A 13,979-nucleotide genomic window follows, 5' to 3' on the forward strand; every position below is an offset into this window, starting at 1 on the left:
TCGATCGGAGTTGGCGCTTTAGCGCTTACTCCGATCCCATGCAAGAGATTGCGGTCTTGGCATTTCCCTCAGGAGAACGTCTTGAAGATTTTCGTTACTGGTGCAAGCGGTTTTATCGGCGGCTCGATCGCGGCGCATCTGGCGCGCGCCGGCCATCAGGTGCGCGGGCTGATTCGCAAACCCGAACACAGCGGCGAGTTGCAGCGGCTCGGCATCGAGCCCGTGCTCGGCACGCTCGACGACCGCGCGTTGCTGATCGCCGAAGCGCAAGCGGCCGACGCGGTGATCAACGCCGCGAGCAGCGATCACGAAGGCGCGGTACGCGCGCTGATCGACGGACTCGCCGGTTCGGGCAAGGTGTTCCTGCACACCAGCGGGTCGAGCATCGTCGGCGATGCGTCGGGCGGCGAAGCGGGTGAAGCACGCATCTATCACGAAGACGCGCTGTCCACCCCGACCGCCGACAAGGCCGCGCGCGTCGCGATCGATCAACTGGTGCTCGACGCCGCGCAACGCAACGTGCGCTCGGCCGTGCTGTGCAACACGCTGATTTACGGTCACGGCGCGGTGGCCGGCAGCGCGAGCGTGCAGTTGCCGCGACTCGTGCGCCAGGCGCAGAAAAGCGGCGTCGTGCGTCATGTGGGCAGCGGCGGCAACGTCTGGTCGAACGTGCATATCGACGACGTCGCCGAGCTGTATCGCCTCGCACTCGATAAAACCCCTGCCGGCACGTTCTATTTCGTCGAAAGCGGCGAAGCGTCGTTCCGCGACATGAGCGCCGCGATCGCACGCGCGATGAAGCTCGGCGCGCCGCAGGACTGGCCGCTCGAAGACGCGAAACAGGAATGGGGCTACGAAATGGCCTCGTACGGTCTTGGCTCGAACAGCCGCGTGCGCGGCGAACGCGCGCGCAAACTGCTCGGCTGGCAACCGCGGCGCAGGTCGGTGATCGAATGGATCGAACGCGACATGATGGGGCCGCAAAGCACCGTTTGACGCGGCTTTGCGCGCCTCGCAATGTAAGCTGTGTAAGCGCAGTCGTTGCGAATCCGTAAGCTCCCTTCGATAAAATCGCGGGCACCTGACGGTGCGATTCCACCGTCGCGCACACGCCCCGATTCGACCGATGAGCTTCGCGCTGAACTTCGACTGGCTGACTAACCTGATGGCGATTCTGTTCGTCGTCGCGTGTCTGTACGACACGCGCTACGACGAATACGGCGTGCTGACGCTCGCGGCCGCGGCGATGAGCCTCATCGTGATGGCGATGGAAATGTTCCTCAGACCCGCCTTCGAGATGGCGCTGTAGCGAGCTGATGCAGCACAGAGGCGGCGCGCCAGCTAGCGCGGCGCGCGCCCCTCGCCCCCTTCGTCGGCCCGCTTCATCACTTCACCGCTTCACACCGTGTACGATCCGCACGCCGGGCAAGCCGCGCGCGCGTGGTCGTCGTAGCGGTCGTGATGCCTGACCCAGTCGGTCAGACCACTGTTCTCGTTGCGGCCTTTCGGTGCGATGTCCAGAAGCGCGTAGGTGTTCACGAAGCGCTCGTCGCCGCGTGCGTAGCATGAGTACGTGTGATACACGTCGCCGTTTGCGTCCTTGTAGAACACGCTGTGGCCGTGCTGTTCGTCGATGCCGACGTCCTGCTCGGTGAAGTTGTAGAACGCCTTTTTACTCGCCAGCTGCTCCGGCGTGAACGACACGTGGTAGTCGAAATTGAAATCGCTGCCGTTCGACGACACCCACGGAAAGGTCCACCCCATGCGCCGTTTGAACGCGTCGATCTTCTCGAGCGGCGCGTGCGATACCGTCACATAGCTGACGTCGTGATGGACCAGATGCGTGAGAATGCCGCTCATATGGTCCGACAGAAACGAGCAGCCGACGCACCCCTCTTCCCAGTCCGGGCCCAGCATGAAGTGATAAACGATCAGCTGGCTGCGGCCGTCGAACAGCTCCGCGAGCGTCTTGCGGCCTTCCGGCGTATCGAACGTATAAACCTTGTCGACCTTGACCCACGGCAATTCGCGGCGCTTGCGCGCGAGTTCGTCGCCGGCGCGCATATGCGCTTTTTCGTCGGCGAGCAGCGCGCGGCTCGCGGCGAGCCACTCTTCCTGGCTGCCGATGCGATGTTGCGGTTCCATCTGCGTCTCCTTTCCTGCGGATGCAGGGCTTGACCTCAAGCTTAAGGTTTAGAGACGCTGACGCGAAAGTCAAGGAGCCGCAACGAAACTCAGATCGCCCAGCCGCCGACATAAAACCCGACCAGCACGACTGCGATCGCCACGGTCCCGACATTGAGCTTGCGATACTCGCCGCTGACGACGCGTCCGATCACGAGCGTCGCGAAGCCGAGCATGATGCCGGTCACGATGTTCGCGGTCAGCACGATGAACACCGCGCACACGAGCCCCGCCATCGCGTCGACCATGTCGTTTATATGCAGCTTGCTGACGTTCGACAGCATCAGCAGCCCCACGTACATCAGCGCGGGCGCGGTCGCATACGAAGGCACCAGCGCGGCGAGCGGCGAGAAGAACATCACGACGAGAAACAGCAGACCGACGACCGCCGCCGCCATCCCCGTCTTCGCGCCCGCCGCGACGCCGACCGTCGACTCGATATACGCGGCCGCCGGCGCGCCGCCGAGCAGGCCCGAGAAGATCGAGCTCAGCGAATCGGCGGTCAGCGCGCGGCCGCCGTTGATGATGCGGCCGTTTTCGTCGAGCTGCCCCGCCTGGCCCGCGACCGCGCGGATCGTGCCGGTCGCGTCGAACACGGCGGTCATCACGAGCGCGAGCACGCTCGGCAGCACCGCCATCGACAGCGCGCCCTTCACGTCCATCGCGCCGATCAGCGACGCATGCCCCGGCGCGCTCAACGACGGCACCGCGAAGATGCCGTGAAACGCTACGGCCGGATCGATCGCGAGCCCGATCGCCGAGATCGCGACGATCACGATCAGGATCGAGCCCGGCACGCGCCGCCGCACGAGCCCGACGATCGCGGCGAGTCCGGCGACCGACATCAGCGCCGGCAACGCCGCAATATTGCCGAGCGACACCGGCAGCCCCGCGCCCGGATTCTTGACCACGAGCCCGACGTCGTTCGCGGCGATCAGCAGCAGGAACAGGCCGATGCCGATCCCGGTGCCGTGCGCGATGCCGACAGGCAGGTTGCGCAAAATCCACGAGCGCACGCCGGTCACCGAAATCGTCGTGAACACGACGCCCATCAGGAACACCGCGCCGAGCGCAACGGTTGGATGCAGGCCCTTGCCGAGCACGAGGCCGAACGCGGTGAACGCGGTGAGCGAGATCGCGCAGCCGATCGCGATCGGCAGACGCGCCCACACGCCCATCAGCAGCGAGCCGAACGCCGTGGTCAGACACACGGCGACGAACACCGCGCTGGTATCGAAGCCCGCCTTGCCGAACATGCCGGGCACGACGAACACGGAGTAGACCATCGCGAGGAAGGTCGTGATGCCCGCGACGATCTCCTGGCGCTGCGTGCTGCCGCGCGCGGAAATGTCGAAGTAGCGGTCGAGAAAGTTCTTACCGCGGAATGATTCGGTGTCGAAGGATTCGCTCGCGACGTCGGCATTCGCGAGGGCCTGGGGTTCCATCATGATGAGTGCCTCCTTTATCAGCGCGCTGAAACGGCCGCTAAAGCGGCCGTCATCAGGTTCGTCTCGTGGATTGGTTGGTGTGGGTAACGCTTTTCTGAGTCGAAATGTAGGTGAAGCGAACTATGTGTCCAATCGCATGAATGGCATGCCGGACATGTCGCGCGACTTATATCTTTTGCGCGACGGTCGCTCGCGCGAGCGCTGCGCGCGTATACACCTACGGCATACGGGCAGCCGCCAAACGCGCCGAACCCACCCCGGCGATCGCGTTCCAGGCACGCGGCGTGCAGCGCTATACCGCCAGCGCATCGGCGAAACCGCCTGCAACGCAACCGGCGAAAGGCTGCCCGCGCGGCAGCGCAGGTTAAACTCTGGGCCGTACCCCATCCAACCGCGGCGGCTCATCGCGCCGGTCCGCACCTGCCCGTGGAGTTTTTCCTGATGACTGGCGGTTTTCCGCGCCCCGCCGGGCGCCTGCCGATTGTCCCGTTTGGACCGCTTGGATCGCTTCGCCCGCTCGATTCGCCTGATTCGCTCGATGTGCTTCGACTGTTCCGCTGGCTGTGCACCGTGGCCGCGCTGTTCGCGTTCGCCGCGCTGTCCGGCTGCAGCAGCCTGTTGTGGGGTACGCAGCAGGCGCCGATCGTCGATGCGACGGTGATGCCGGTCGAGCCGGCAAGCGCGCCGGTCGCCGCGTCCGCGCCCGAGCCGGTCGAGAGCGAGGCGAACGAGGGGCCCGAGGAGCCGAAGAAACCGAAGAAGCCGGTCGTGAAGCCGCACAAGGTCGAACCGCCGCCGCCCGTTGTCGTGCCGGCTCCGCCGCCTCCCCCGCCGCCGCCGCCGCTGATCGTGCTGCGCACGATCGAGCGCAGCGACGCGCGCGCGCTGCTCGACAGCCAGGTGCAGAAGCCCGACGGCAAGGTGGTCGGCCGCGCGGTCGACATGATCGCCGACGCAGCCGGCAAGCCGCGCGAGATGGTCGTCAATCTGCAGGGCTTCCTCGGCGTCGGCGACCGCAAGGTGAACTTCCCGTGGGGCGCGTTCCACTTCACGCCGACCGCGAAGGGGCCGCCGATCACGCTGAACCCGACGGCCGTGCCGAGCACCGCGAACAAATCGAACCCGCTGGAACTGCCGCTGCTCGATGCGACCGTCGAGCGCGCGAACGGCGCCAAGGTGGGCCGTGTGGTCGACGTGCTGATCGACGGCAACGCGCAGCCGCAGGCGATCGTCCTCGACGTCGGCGGCCTGGTCAGCCCCGACCGGCGCACGATCGCCGCGAACTGGTCGGCGCTGCGCTTCGTCACGCGCGACAAGGAACTGCATCCGCAGATCGATCTGAGCGACGCGCAGATCAACGCGACGCCGCCCTACGCGAGCGACAAGCCGATTCGCGCGGTGTCGCCGGCGCCGCCCGCGCAGCCTGCCGCCAGCGCCGCGCCGGCGGTCCCGGCGCCGCCGGCCGCGTCGTCGGCCGTCGCGGTTTCCAACGCACGGGCGGTCCGATGACGGTCCGTACTATGGTCACGGCGCGAAGTCTGCGCGCGCTCGATTGGCTCAACTTCTTCGTCGCCAACGTGCAGACGGGCTTCGGGCCGTTCATCGCGTCCTACCTCGCATCGCACAAGTGGACCCAGGGCGAGATCGGCATGGTGCTGTCGGTCGGCACGATCAGCGCGATGGTCAGCCAGGTGCCCGGCGGCGCCGCGGTCGACGCGTTGCGCAACAAGAAAGCGGCGGCCGCGTGGGCGATCGGCGCGATCATCCTCAGCGCGATGCTGCTCGCGATCAGCCCGACCGTGCTGCCGGTGATCGCCGCCGAGGTGTTCCACGGCTTCGCGAGCTGCATGCTGACGCCGGCGCTCGCGGCGATCTCGTTCGCGCTGGTGGGTCGCGCGAATCTCGGCGACCGACTCGGCCGCAATGCGCGCTGGGCGTCGATCGGCAGCGCGGTCGCGGCCGGTCTGATGGGACTGTTCGGCGAGTACTACTCGCCGCGCGCGGTGTTCGTCCTGACCGCGGGCCTCGCGGTTCCCGCGCTGATCGCGCTCGCGATGATCCAGCGCACCGACACGATCGAGCTGCCGCAAGCGGCGCCCACCCCCGAGCAGCTCGAGCGGCGCGAAAGCCTGCGCGAGCTGCTGCGCGACAAGCGCATGCTGCTGTTCGCCGCCTGCATCGTGCTGTTCCATCTGTCGAACGCGGCGATGCTGAACCTGGCCGCCGGCGAAGTGACGGCCGGCATGGGAGACAACGTGCAGCTCGTGATCGCGGCATGCATCATCGTGCCGCAGGCGATCGTCGCGATGATGTCGCCGTGGGTCGGGCGCTCGGCCGAACGCTGGGGCCGCCGGCCGATTCTGCTGCTCGGCTTCTCCGCGTTGCCGATCCGCGCGCTGCTGTTCGCGGGCATCAGCAGCCCCTATCTGCTCGTGCCGGTGCAGATGCTCGACGGCTTGAGCGCCGCGGTGTTCGGGGTGATGCTGCCGCTGATCGCCGCCGACGTCGCCGGCGACAAGGGCCGCTACAACCTGTGTATCGGCCTGTTCGGGCTCGCGGCCGGCATCGGCGCGACGTTGAGCACGACGGCGGCGGGCTTCGTCGCCGATCGTTTCAGCAACACGGTGAGCTTCTTCTGCCTCGCGGCGGCCGGTGCGCTCGCGGTGCTGCTGGTGTGGGCGGCGATGCCCGAGACGCGCGACGCGGCGACGGCCAGCAACGGCGACGGCGCGGCTGTGCCCGGTCGTGGATAGTCGGCGGCGAGGTGAGTCGCGCGAGCTGTATCAGCCGGGGCGTGATCTGATGGTCGCAGTCGGATCACGTCGCAACCGGCTTGATCACTGCGGAAGTCAGGTGAGTCAGTCGGCGAGAAACACCTCTTCGCCTCGACCCAATGGCACGACGACGAATCGCTGCACGACGGTCTCGATATCGACGTGCCGCCCCTCGCGCGACGAGCGTTCGAAGGCATCCAGCACCTCCAGCACGTGTAACGCCAGTTCGCCGCTCGCGCGATGCGGCCGACCTCGACGCAACGCCACGGCCCCATGTCCAGCACGCCCACAGCGCGGTAATTGGCCACCCGCGCACCGCTCTTCAACGTGAAGTTGTCGACGCCAAAAGCATGGACCTGTGTGTCGAGCGGCTTAAAGCCGCTATCACGTTCAGCCACGCGCGGACTCCCGCCAAAGAAATTGGGATCGACGCCCAACAGGCTACCTTCCGTGCCATAGATCTCGATAGGCGCACGCTGATGGGCCCACACGTCCCAGGAGGCGCTCACCACCACGTTGGCCCCACCCGCAAAATGCAGGATACCGTTGACCGTGGTGGGCACCTCGACCTCGATGACCTGCCCCCTCAGCGGCTCACTGGAGATGATGCGCTGGGGAAAACCGATGGTGGCGCAAGCAGACATGCGTGCCACCGGCCCAAGCAGGTTGACCAACTGCGTCACGTAATACGGGCCCATGTCGTGAATCGGGCCGCCGCCAGGCTTGAAAAAAAACTCAGGATTGGGATGCCAGGACTCCATGCCGCGGGACAACACGGCCACGGCCCCGCCAATGGCACGCCCAATGCGGCCCGCATCGAGCGCCGCGCGGCACGCCTGATGGGCCGCGCCGAAGAAGGTGTCCGGTGCGCAGCCCACGCGTAGTCCCGAAGCCTCGGCTCGCGCCAGCATCGCGCGTGCGGACGCGAACTCGGTGCCCAGGGGCTTTTCGAGGTAGACGTGCTTGCCCGCCTCCAGAATCTGCAGGCTTACCGGCACATGCGCGTGCGGCACCGTAAGGTTGATGACGATTTCGATGTCGAGGTCGGCCAGCAGCGCATCCACCGTCATCGCGGCAACACCGTGCTGCGCGGCCTTGGCCCGGGCGGCCTCCGGACGCAAGTCGGCGCAGGCCTTGATGCGGACGAATTCCGAATTCGCCGCGCCGGTGAAATAGGCATCGCTGATGTTGCCGCAACCGATGATGCCGACGAAGACAGGTTTCATGGATCAGGCTCCGAGCTGGTGCAGATAGGCAAAGGCATTGCGGGCGAAGCGTTCGCCGTCGCTGGGATTGTCGTGCTCGGCGGCGAGGAAACGCGCCCCCGCTTCGCGGCAGGCGGCGGCCAGCGTGGGCCAATCCATGACGCCGTGACCGACGTCGGCCCAGCCGTCCTCGTCCAGTTTTTCACCCGCGGGCGCGAGGTCTTTCGCATGGGCCGAGACCACGCGGCCCGTATAACGACGAAGCCATGGCAGAGGATCGGCGCCGCCGCGCACGAGCCAGGCTACATCCCCTTGCCAGCCGAGCGGGCTTGCCCCGGCGGACTCGAACAGCAGTTCCAGCGCCGTTGCGCCGTTCTCCTTGGCGCTGAGTTCCCAATCATGGTTGTGGTAAGCGAGGGCGATGCCCTGAGCGGCTAGCCGATGGGCGAGGCTGCCCAACTCGTTGCCGAGCGCCCGCCAGTATGCGGCGTCACTGTCGCGCTCGGCGGGCGGCACCGCGGGCATGACCAACTGGGTGATACCGAGGGTCTCGCACGCCGCGCTCACTTCGTGCAAACGCTCACGCAGCATGGCCATGCCGAGGTGGCTGGAGGAGGCGCTAAGGTCGCGCGCCTGAAGCTTGCTCCGGGTGTCGGCCGCATTTTCGAGCAAGGACCCGATCAGCTCCACCTGGCGAAATCCGGCTTGAGCGGCAATGTCGAACTGCCGGTCGAGTTCGCCCGCATTACGCAGGCTGTAAATCTGGATGGAAACGGGCAAGGCTTGATTCATGGTCGTCAATCCGAAGAGTCAAGGTGGATGCGGCACGGATGGCCTACGGAGCTGGGCGCGAGTGGTTGGCGCCGTCGCTGTGGCGGTTTTTGCTCAGTCGAGCCAGCCGAAGACCCATCAGCAAATAGCAGGTGCGGGCGAATGGCTGGAGATGGGCCGGCTACCACCCGATGCGCTCGGCTGTTGTCGACCCTCAGGAGTCAGTCAGGCGCGGCCTGCGAGCGTCTCATTCCAGGGCTACTTGAGATTTCCGGCAACGCGGCAAGCTGTCATAGGTCGATGCCTGCAAGTAACAACACATGGCATAATGCGCCGCATTCACCTTCACCAGACCAATATCGAATCGTCGGCCTTATGCTGAGCTGCTTCTGCCGGAAATTGGGCTCCTATCTGGGATTGCTGGCAATCCTGATGGCAACGCTCGCGCCGACGGTTTCGCACGCACTGGCTGACCGCAACGAGGCTGGGCTTCCTTCAGCCTCGCTCTGCTCCGCACATTCGACTCCAGGCAATCCGCCGGGCAACGAGGACACCTCCCACTCGCTGGCTGCTCACTGGCATGCTTGCGGCTACTGCAACCTGATTGCACACACGCCCGTACTGCCGAGCGTCCAGCCTGAATTTGCGGTCACGGTCTGGGCCATCCAGCATCGCGTTGCGACGCGGTTCGAGAGCATCCGTCGCGTCGAACCGCTGGCATCCGCCCAGCCGCGCGCGCCCCCCGTTTCATCCTGAATTGAGCCTTGGTGGCGATGCCGTGCACGAACGCATCGCCAGGCGTCGTCGTGTCTCTTCACAGACTCGCGGCGGCGCGATGACGACCTCAATCAATGGATGAAACATGAATAACAATACCTTGCGCCATGGGAAACCCTTCTTCGCCACGGCAACGATCTCGTTCGCTGCAACTGCGCTCCTGCTCGCCTCATCGCCAGCCGCTGCCCATGCCATCGCGGGCGACCGCGTCTTTCCGTCAACGTTGGCTGTCGATGATCCAGGTGTCGGCGATGAAGCTAACTTCGAATACGGGCATCAGCGTGTTCCTGGAGACAACGGCGATCAAAGCATCAATACGTTCAGCTTCGAGTACGACAAGCTGATCACGTCAAGGCTTGCCCTGTCCGTCGACGGCGCTTACGTGATGCAGAACAATCCGACTGCGCGCGGGTTCGATAACTTTGGAGTCGGCCTGAAGTATCTGCTGTATGTGAACGCCCCGCACGAATTCATGACTTCAGTCGGGGTGCATGCGGAATTGGGTGGAACCGGCAGCCACGCGATTGCGGACAGCTTTTCGACCATCTCGCCGACGATCTACGTGGGCAAGGGTATGGGCGATCTGCCCGACTCACTGGCCTATCTCCGACCCGTTGCCATTACCGCCGAAGCTGGGCCTTCGTTGACCACCGGGGCCGGTCAGCCCAATTCTTTCGACTACGGTTTCACGGTCCAGTACAGCCTGCCCTATCTGCAGCAGCAGGTGCATGATTTCGGCTTGCCGCAGCCGCTCTCGAACATTGTTCCCATCGTCGAGTTTCCGCTATCGAGAAGTCAGGGCCAAACCACTGGCACAATCAATCCAGGGTTCATCTGGATCAACCGCTATGGCCAGTTCGGTGTCGAAGCCCAGATACCAATCAACAGCGCGAGCGGTTCGCATGTGGGCATCCTGGTACAGGCCCATCTTTTCTTCGACGATATTGCGCCGAAAACGCTCGGCAAGCCGCTGTTCTAACGTGTAAGGAGTCCTCTCATGAAACTGCACACGACTGCACGCGCGGCCATCGCCGCGCTGATGATCGCCGGCTGCAATCTCGCGCAGGCGCACGCCTACCCGACCCAGGAGGCGCCGGGGGCCGGTGCGACCGTCACGACCTCGCAGAAGGACGTGGCGATCGACTTCGACGATGGTCTGGAGCCCGCCTTCAGCTCGATCGCCGTCACCGACTCGCGAGGCAAGTCCGTGACGAGCGGCAAAGCTGCGGTTGACCCATCGAACAGGAAGCACATGTCGGTAGGGCTAAATCCCCTCGTGCCGGGCGCCTATACCGTCTCGTGGGTCGCCGTTGCCGACGACGGCCATCGCACCCAGGGGCATTACACGTTCACGGTGAAGTAACGGTGGATCCGCTCGTCGTCGCCCAGATTGCACTGGCCGCGATGCAGGACATTCTGTTTGCCGTTGCTACCGGCGCTCTTGCATGCGGCGTGCTGGGCGCGCGTAGCGGATTGCCTGGGCAAGACACGACGCGAGTCTGGCGGACCGTCGCGTCAGTCGCACTCGCTCTCACCGCCCTGGCGTACCTCTGGCTTCAGGCCGCAATCATGAGCGGTTCGCCGCTCGGTGAAGCTGGTTCGGCTATCGCCCCAGTACTGACGCAGTCCCACTTCGGTAAGGCATGGTCGATCGGCGTTGCCGGCGCGCTGCTCGCGGCGTTGAGTGGCCTCAAGAAAGAGCGCGGCTCAGCGCTCTTTGCTGCGGGGTTCGTCCTGTGGGTCGCGGGCAAGGCAGCCGCGAGCCATGCGGCCGACTCCGGCGACTTCTCGTGGCGTGAGGCGATCCACGTCGTCCACCTTTCCGCGACTGCGCTTTGGGCCGGCAGTGTCATCGTCGCCGCGATCCTGCTGCGCCGGCTCGAACGCGAACCAGGCCGTCCGCCCGGCCAGAGGGCTGCGTTCTGCTCGGCGCTGTCTCATCTGGCGACGACTGCGCTCGTGTTTGTTCTCGTCACCGGTTTCTACAACGCCGTTCAGGACACGGCGCAGGCCAGCGCGCCGCTGTTGCGCACACACTGGGGCCGGTTGCTCGCCGCAAAGCTTGCATGTGTGGTCCTGGCGACATTGCTCGGCGGCTGGAACCGGATGGCGATTCTGCCCGATCTGCTCGTGCTTGCCGAGCGGAACGATCCGGACTACCCTGCCGCGCAACGCCGCTTCGACGGCGTTGTCTCTGTCGAAGCGCTCGTCATGCTAGCCGTACTTGCGCTGGCTGCGGTGCTGGGCCATACGTCGCCGACGGGCGGATAGCGGAGCGACCATATAGACATGCGACCGATATGACGATCGAGCGGCGCCCCGGTGCCGCGACGTACGTCCCGCCAACCCATCACATTTTCCTTAACGTAGAACAGGAGGTTATGCCATGCACCACCCCTTCTTCCGCCTGGCTATCGCGCTGCCGCTCGCGGCTGCTTCGCTAACCGCTTTCGCCGCTTCGTCGGGCGCCATGATGGTGTCCGACTGCTGGATCCGCTCGATGCCGGGCGACGTGCCGTCCGGCGGCTACTTCAAGCTGATGAACATGGGAGACAAGCCCGTCGATCTCGAAGGTGTTAGCACCGATGCGTTCGGGATGTCCATGCTGCATCAGACGCAGACTACCGGGAGCACGTCGAAGATGGTCATGGTCGACAAGGTGACCGTCCCGGCCAACGGGACACTCGCGTTCGCGCCGGGGGGGTATCACGTGATGTTCGAGAAGGAAAAGAAGCCGCTGACGGTCGGTTCGACGGTTCCCGTCACGTTCAAATTCAGTGACGGGGAGAGTATCGTCGGGCAATGCGCGGTGAAGAGCGCAACCGGCCAGTAATGACGCTTGCAGCCCGCGCGAAATCGATCGCGAGACTTGAGAACGCGGGCTGCAACGATTCGGGCAACCGGCGGACGTTTGTATCTGGTCAATGATGCTCGATGCGCTCGGCGGCACGCGAGCCCGAGCCGGCTTTCGGACTCGCGACACCGCAACGGCCGCTTCGGAGGCGCAACCTGTCGTCTGTTGTATGGCGATGCCCCGAAGCACCCTGCGGATCGTCTAAACTGCAGAATCGACGAACAGGCCATTCCCGCTCGGCTACCCCGCCATGGCGCACATCTTCTTCGCTGCTTCGATTCAACGGCATATCGCAACGCCCGAGCGCGAGATCGACGCGCGCACGCTCGGCGAAGCACTGAAGGCCGTCTTCGCCGCGCAACCTCGACTGCGCGGCTACATCCTTGACGATCAGGGCTCACTGCGAAGACATCTCGCCGTGTTTGTCGACGGCCGGCCGGTGCGCGACCGACAACATCTGTCCGATGCGCTCGGCGAGGAAAGCCGGGTTTACGTCATACAGGCGTTGTCGGGCGGATAAGAAGGTTCCACTCTTACTCGAGCTTTGCATGGGACCAGAGTAAGCGCTAATGCGCCAACTCTGGTCGACAGGAGACACTCCACATGAGCGATCGATTGCTTGTTGCAACCCGCAAGGGATTGTTCGTTCTGCAAGCCGACGGCGAGGGCGGCTGGACGCTCGGTGAGCCGTATTTCGTCGGCGAGCCGGTGAGCATGGTGCTGCCTGATCCGCGCGACGGTTCGCTGTATGCCGCGCTCAATCTAGGCCACTTCGGCGTGAAGCTGCATCGCCGGCGCGCGGGCGTAGAGGATTGGGAAGAGTGCGCGGTCCCCGTCTACCCGCCGCAGCCTGCCGACGAGACGCATGCCGGTGACGGCGCGGACACGAGCGCGGACAATCCGAGCGCGGCCGTGCCCAGCCCGCCGGCTCCTCCCTGGACGCTCCAGCAAATCTGGTCGCTCGAAACCGGCGGCCCGGACGAGCCGGGCGTCCTGTGGGCCGGCACGATTCCCGGCGGGCTCTTCCGTTCCGACGACGGCGGCGACACATGGCTGCTCAACCGGGCGCTGTGGGATCGCCCGGAGCGCCGCGAATGGTTCGGAGGCGGCTACGACGCGCCGGGCATCCATTCCGTGATGGTCGATCCGCGCGACAGCCGGCACGTGACGATCGGCGTGTCGTGTGGCGGCGTCTGGCAAACCGCCGACGGCGGCGCGACCTGGCGCGTTAGTGCCGAAGGCATGGAGGCCGACTACATGCCGCCGGAGCGGCGCGGCGATGCCAACGTGCAAGACCCGCACCGCGTCGTGCAATGCGCCGCAAATCCAGATGCGCTGTGGGCGCAGCATCACTGCGCGATCTTCCGCTCGACCGACGGCGCGGCGCACTGGCAGCGGATCGAAGCGCAGCCATCCAGCTTCGGCTTCGCGGTTGCCGTGCATCCGCGCGAGCCGGACACCGCGTGGTTTGTGCCCGCCGTGAAAGACCAGTGCCGGATCCCGGTGGACGGCCAGTTCGTCGTCACGCGCACACGCGACGGCGGCCGCACGTTCGAGCGTTTCTCGAACGGGTTGCCGCCTGCACCGGCGTATGACCTCGTGTATCGGCACGGGCTCGCTGTAGATGACTCCGGCACGCGCCTCGCAATGGCGTCGACCACCGGCGCGCTATGGACGTCCGACGACGGCGGCGAAAGCTGGCATTTGATTTCAGCGCATTTGCCGCCTGCTTATTGTGTTCGGTTTGGATGAGGGCGCGGGGCGGACTGGTGAGACATGAAACGCCTACATTGCCATTCATGCGCCGGACATAGCCTGAATGCGTGCATCGGCGTGATGGATCGATACTTCGAGCCGTACGCGCCGGCGAACCGCTTTGTGTAGCTCGGCTTGTCGCAAGAGACCTTTTGACACTTCGCCGAACGTCTGATCAGCACCAGCAGTCACGCGGACGCTCCTGCGCGAG

The 13,979-nt window shown here is 65.3% G+C and carries 14 protein-coding genes and 1 pseudogene; 11 read left to right on the plus strand and 4 right to left on the minus strand.

Annotation, left to right across the window (positions count from 1 at the left end):
• The first annotated feature begins 81 nt into the window (after positions 1 to 81).
• Entirely contained in the window at positions 82 to 996 is a 915-nt protein-coding gene (locus OKW39_RS05145) for an NAD-dependent epimerase/dehydratase family protein (protein ID WP_429562216.1), read from the plus strand.
• 130 nt (positions 997 to 1,126) lie between these two features.
• Positions 1,127 to 1,309: a hypothetical protein gene (locus OKW39_RS05150; RefSeq protein WP_018418561.1), complete on the plus strand. Its 183-nt coding sequence runs from the start codon at positions 1,127 to 1,129 to the stop codon at positions 1,307 to 1,309.
• 89 nt (positions 1,310 to 1,398) lie between these two features.
• On the opposite strand, the gene OKW39_RS05155 is transcribed toward OKW39_RS05150, so the two are convergent.
• Both OKW39_RS05155 and OKW39_RS05160 read right to left on the minus strand, forming a co-directional pair.
• Positions 1,399 to 2,145 (minus strand): DUF899 domain-containing protein, encoded by a 747-nt coding sequence (locus OKW39_RS05155; RefSeq protein WP_429562217.1) that lies wholly within the window; start codon positions 2,143 to 2,145, stop codon positions 1,399 to 1,401.
• A gap of 89 nt (positions 2,146 to 2,234) precedes the next feature.
• The gene (locus OKW39_RS05160; protein ID WP_429562218.1) at positions 2,235 to 3,632 is read right to left on the minus strand and encodes an NCS2 family permease; all 1,398 of its coding nucleotides are present in this window, start codon (positions 3,630 to 3,632) and stop codon (positions 2,235 to 2,237) included.
• 441 nt (positions 3,633 to 4,073) lie between these two features.
• Here OKW39_RS05160 and OKW39_RS05165 point away from each other — a divergent pair, with 441 nt between their 5' ends.
• Both OKW39_RS05165 and OKW39_RS05170 read left to right on the plus strand, forming a co-directional pair.
• Complete coding sequence (locus OKW39_RS05165) at positions 4,074 to 5,141, plus strand: PRC-barrel domain-containing protein (protein ID WP_429562219.1); 1,068 nt, start codon at positions 4,074 to 4,076, stop codon at positions 5,139 to 5,141.
• Positions 5,138 to 6,385 carry an MFS transporter gene (locus OKW39_RS05170; protein WP_090803946.1) on the plus strand — a complete coding sequence of 416 codons (1,248 nt, stop codon included), beginning with the start codon at positions 5,138 to 5,140 and terminating at the stop codon, positions 6,383 to 6,385. Before OKW39_RS05165 ends, OKW39_RS05170 begins: the two co-directional genes overlap by 4 nt.
• Before the next feature lie 518 nt (positions 6,386 to 6,903).
• Here OKW39_RS05170 and OKW39_RS05175 read toward each other — a convergent pair.
• Together OKW39_RS05175 and OKW39_RS05180 are read right to left on the minus strand one after the other, a co-directional pair.
• Positions 6,904 to 7,632 (minus strand): annotated as a pseudogene (locus OKW39_RS05175) (Gfo/Idh/MocA family protein); the annotation flags it as partial.
• Between the two features lie 3 nt (positions 7,633 to 7,635).
• Positions 7,636 to 8,403 carry a sugar phosphate isomerase/epimerase family protein gene (locus OKW39_RS05180; protein ID WP_429562220.1) on the minus strand — a complete coding sequence of 256 codons (768 nt, stop codon included), beginning with the start codon at positions 8,401 to 8,403 and terminating at the stop codon, positions 7,636 to 7,638.
• A 354-nt stretch (positions 8,404 to 8,757) separates the two neighbouring features.
• On the opposite strand from OKW39_RS05180, the gene OKW39_RS05185 reads away from it, so the two are divergent.
• The 7 genes from OKW39_RS05185 (at position 8,758) to OKW39_RS05215 (ending at position 13,765) form a co-directional block, all read left to right on the plus strand.
• A complete protein-coding gene (locus OKW39_RS05185; protein WP_090803944.1) occupies positions 8,758 to 9,138 on the plus strand; it encodes a DUF2946 domain-containing protein in 381 nt (126 codons plus the stop codon).
• Between the two features lie 106 nt (positions 9,139 to 9,244).
• Positions 9,245 to 10,138: a hypothetical protein gene (locus tag OKW39_RS05190; protein ID WP_090803942.1), complete on the plus strand. Its 894-nt coding sequence runs from the start codon at positions 9,245 to 9,247 to the stop codon at positions 10,136 to 10,138.
• 18 nt (positions 10,139 to 10,156) lie between these two features.
• On the plus strand, positions 10,157 to 10,522 hold the full coding sequence (locus OKW39_RS05195) for a copper resistance CopC family protein (RefSeq protein ID WP_090803941.1): 366 nt from the start codon (positions 10,157 to 10,159) through the stop codon (positions 10,520 to 10,522).
• A 2-nt stretch (positions 10,523 to 10,524) separates the two neighbouring features.
• A complete protein-coding gene (locus OKW39_RS05200) occupies positions 10,525 to 11,430 on the plus strand; it encodes a CopD family protein (protein ID WP_429336101.1) in 906 nt (301 codons plus the stop codon).
• A gap of 115 nt (positions 11,431 to 11,545) precedes the next feature.
• Entirely contained in the window at positions 11,546 to 11,992 is a 447-nt protein-coding gene (locus OKW39_RS05205) for a copper chaperone PCu(A)C (RefSeq protein WP_244145121.1), read from the plus strand.
• A gap of 271 nt (positions 11,993 to 12,263) precedes the next feature.
• Complete coding sequence (locus OKW39_RS05210; protein ID WP_090803938.1) at positions 12,264 to 12,533, plus strand: MoaD/ThiS family protein; 270 nt, start codon at positions 12,264 to 12,266, stop codon at positions 12,531 to 12,533.
• Positions 12,534 to 12,616: 83 nt separating this feature from the next.
• A complete protein-coding gene (locus tag OKW39_RS05215) occupies positions 12,617 to 13,765 on the plus strand; it encodes a WD40/YVTN/BNR-like repeat-containing protein (RefSeq protein ID WP_429361748.1) in 1,149 nt (382 codons plus the stop codon).
• The last annotated feature ends 214 nt before the right edge of the window (positions 13,766 to 13,979 follow it).

It is taken from the genome of Paraburkholderia sp. MM6662-R1 (assembly GCF_050436245.1).
In the GTDB taxonomy this organism is placed as follows: Bacteria; Pseudomonadota; Gammaproteobacteria; order Burkholderiales; family Burkholderiaceae; genus Paraburkholderia; species Paraburkholderia tuberum.

What these genes read in the sequence shown, in the direction of transcription:
- OKW39_RS05150 (WP_018418561.1), top strand. Translation starts at nt 1,127, where the DNA reads ATGAGCTTCGCGCTGAACTTCGACTGGCTGACTAACCTGATGGCGATT.
- OKW39_RS05155 (WP_429562217.1), bottom strand. Translation starts at nt 2,145, where the DNA reads ATGGAACCGCAACATCGCATCGGCAGCCAGGAAGAGTGGCTCGCCGCG.
- OKW39_RS05160 (WP_429562218.1), bottom strand. Translation starts at nt 3,632, where the DNA reads ATGATGGAACCCCAGGCCCTCGCGAATGCCGACGTCGCGAGCGAATCC.
- OKW39_RS05165 (WP_429562219.1), top strand. Translation starts at nt 4,074, where the DNA reads ATGACTGGCGGTTTTCCGCGCCCCGCCGGGCGCCTGCCGATTGTCCCG.
- OKW39_RS05170 (WP_090803946.1), top strand. Translation starts at nt 5,138, where the DNA reads ATGACGGTCCGTACTATGGTCACGGCGCGAAGTCTGCGCGCGCTCGAT.
- OKW39_RS05180 (WP_429562220.1), bottom strand. Translation starts at nt 8,403, where the DNA reads ATGAATCAAGCCTTGCCCGTTTCCATCCAGATTTACAGCCTGCGTAAT.
- OKW39_RS05185 (WP_090803944.1), top strand. Translation starts at nt 8,758, where the DNA reads ATGCTGAGCTGCTTCTGCCGGAAATTGGGCTCCTATCTGGGATTGCTG.
- OKW39_RS05190 (WP_090803942.1), top strand. Translation starts at nt 9,245, where the DNA reads ATGAATAACAATACCTTGCGCCATGGGAAACCCTTCTTCGCCACGGCA.
- OKW39_RS05195 (WP_090803941.1), top strand. Translation starts at nt 10,157, where the DNA reads ATGAAACTGCACACGACTGCACGCGCGGCCATCGCCGCGCTGATGATC.
- OKW39_RS05205 (WP_244145121.1), top strand. Translation starts at nt 11,546, where the DNA reads ATGCACCACCCCTTCTTCCGCCTGGCTATCGCGCTGCCGCTCGCGGCT.
- OKW39_RS05210 (WP_090803938.1), top strand. Translation starts at nt 12,264, where the DNA reads ATGGCGCACATCTTCTTCGCTGCTTCGATTCAACGGCATATCGCAACG.
- OKW39_RS05215 (WP_429361748.1), top strand. Translation starts at nt 12,617, where the DNA reads ATGAGCGATCGATTGCTTGTTGCAACCCGCAAGGGATTGTTCGTTCTG.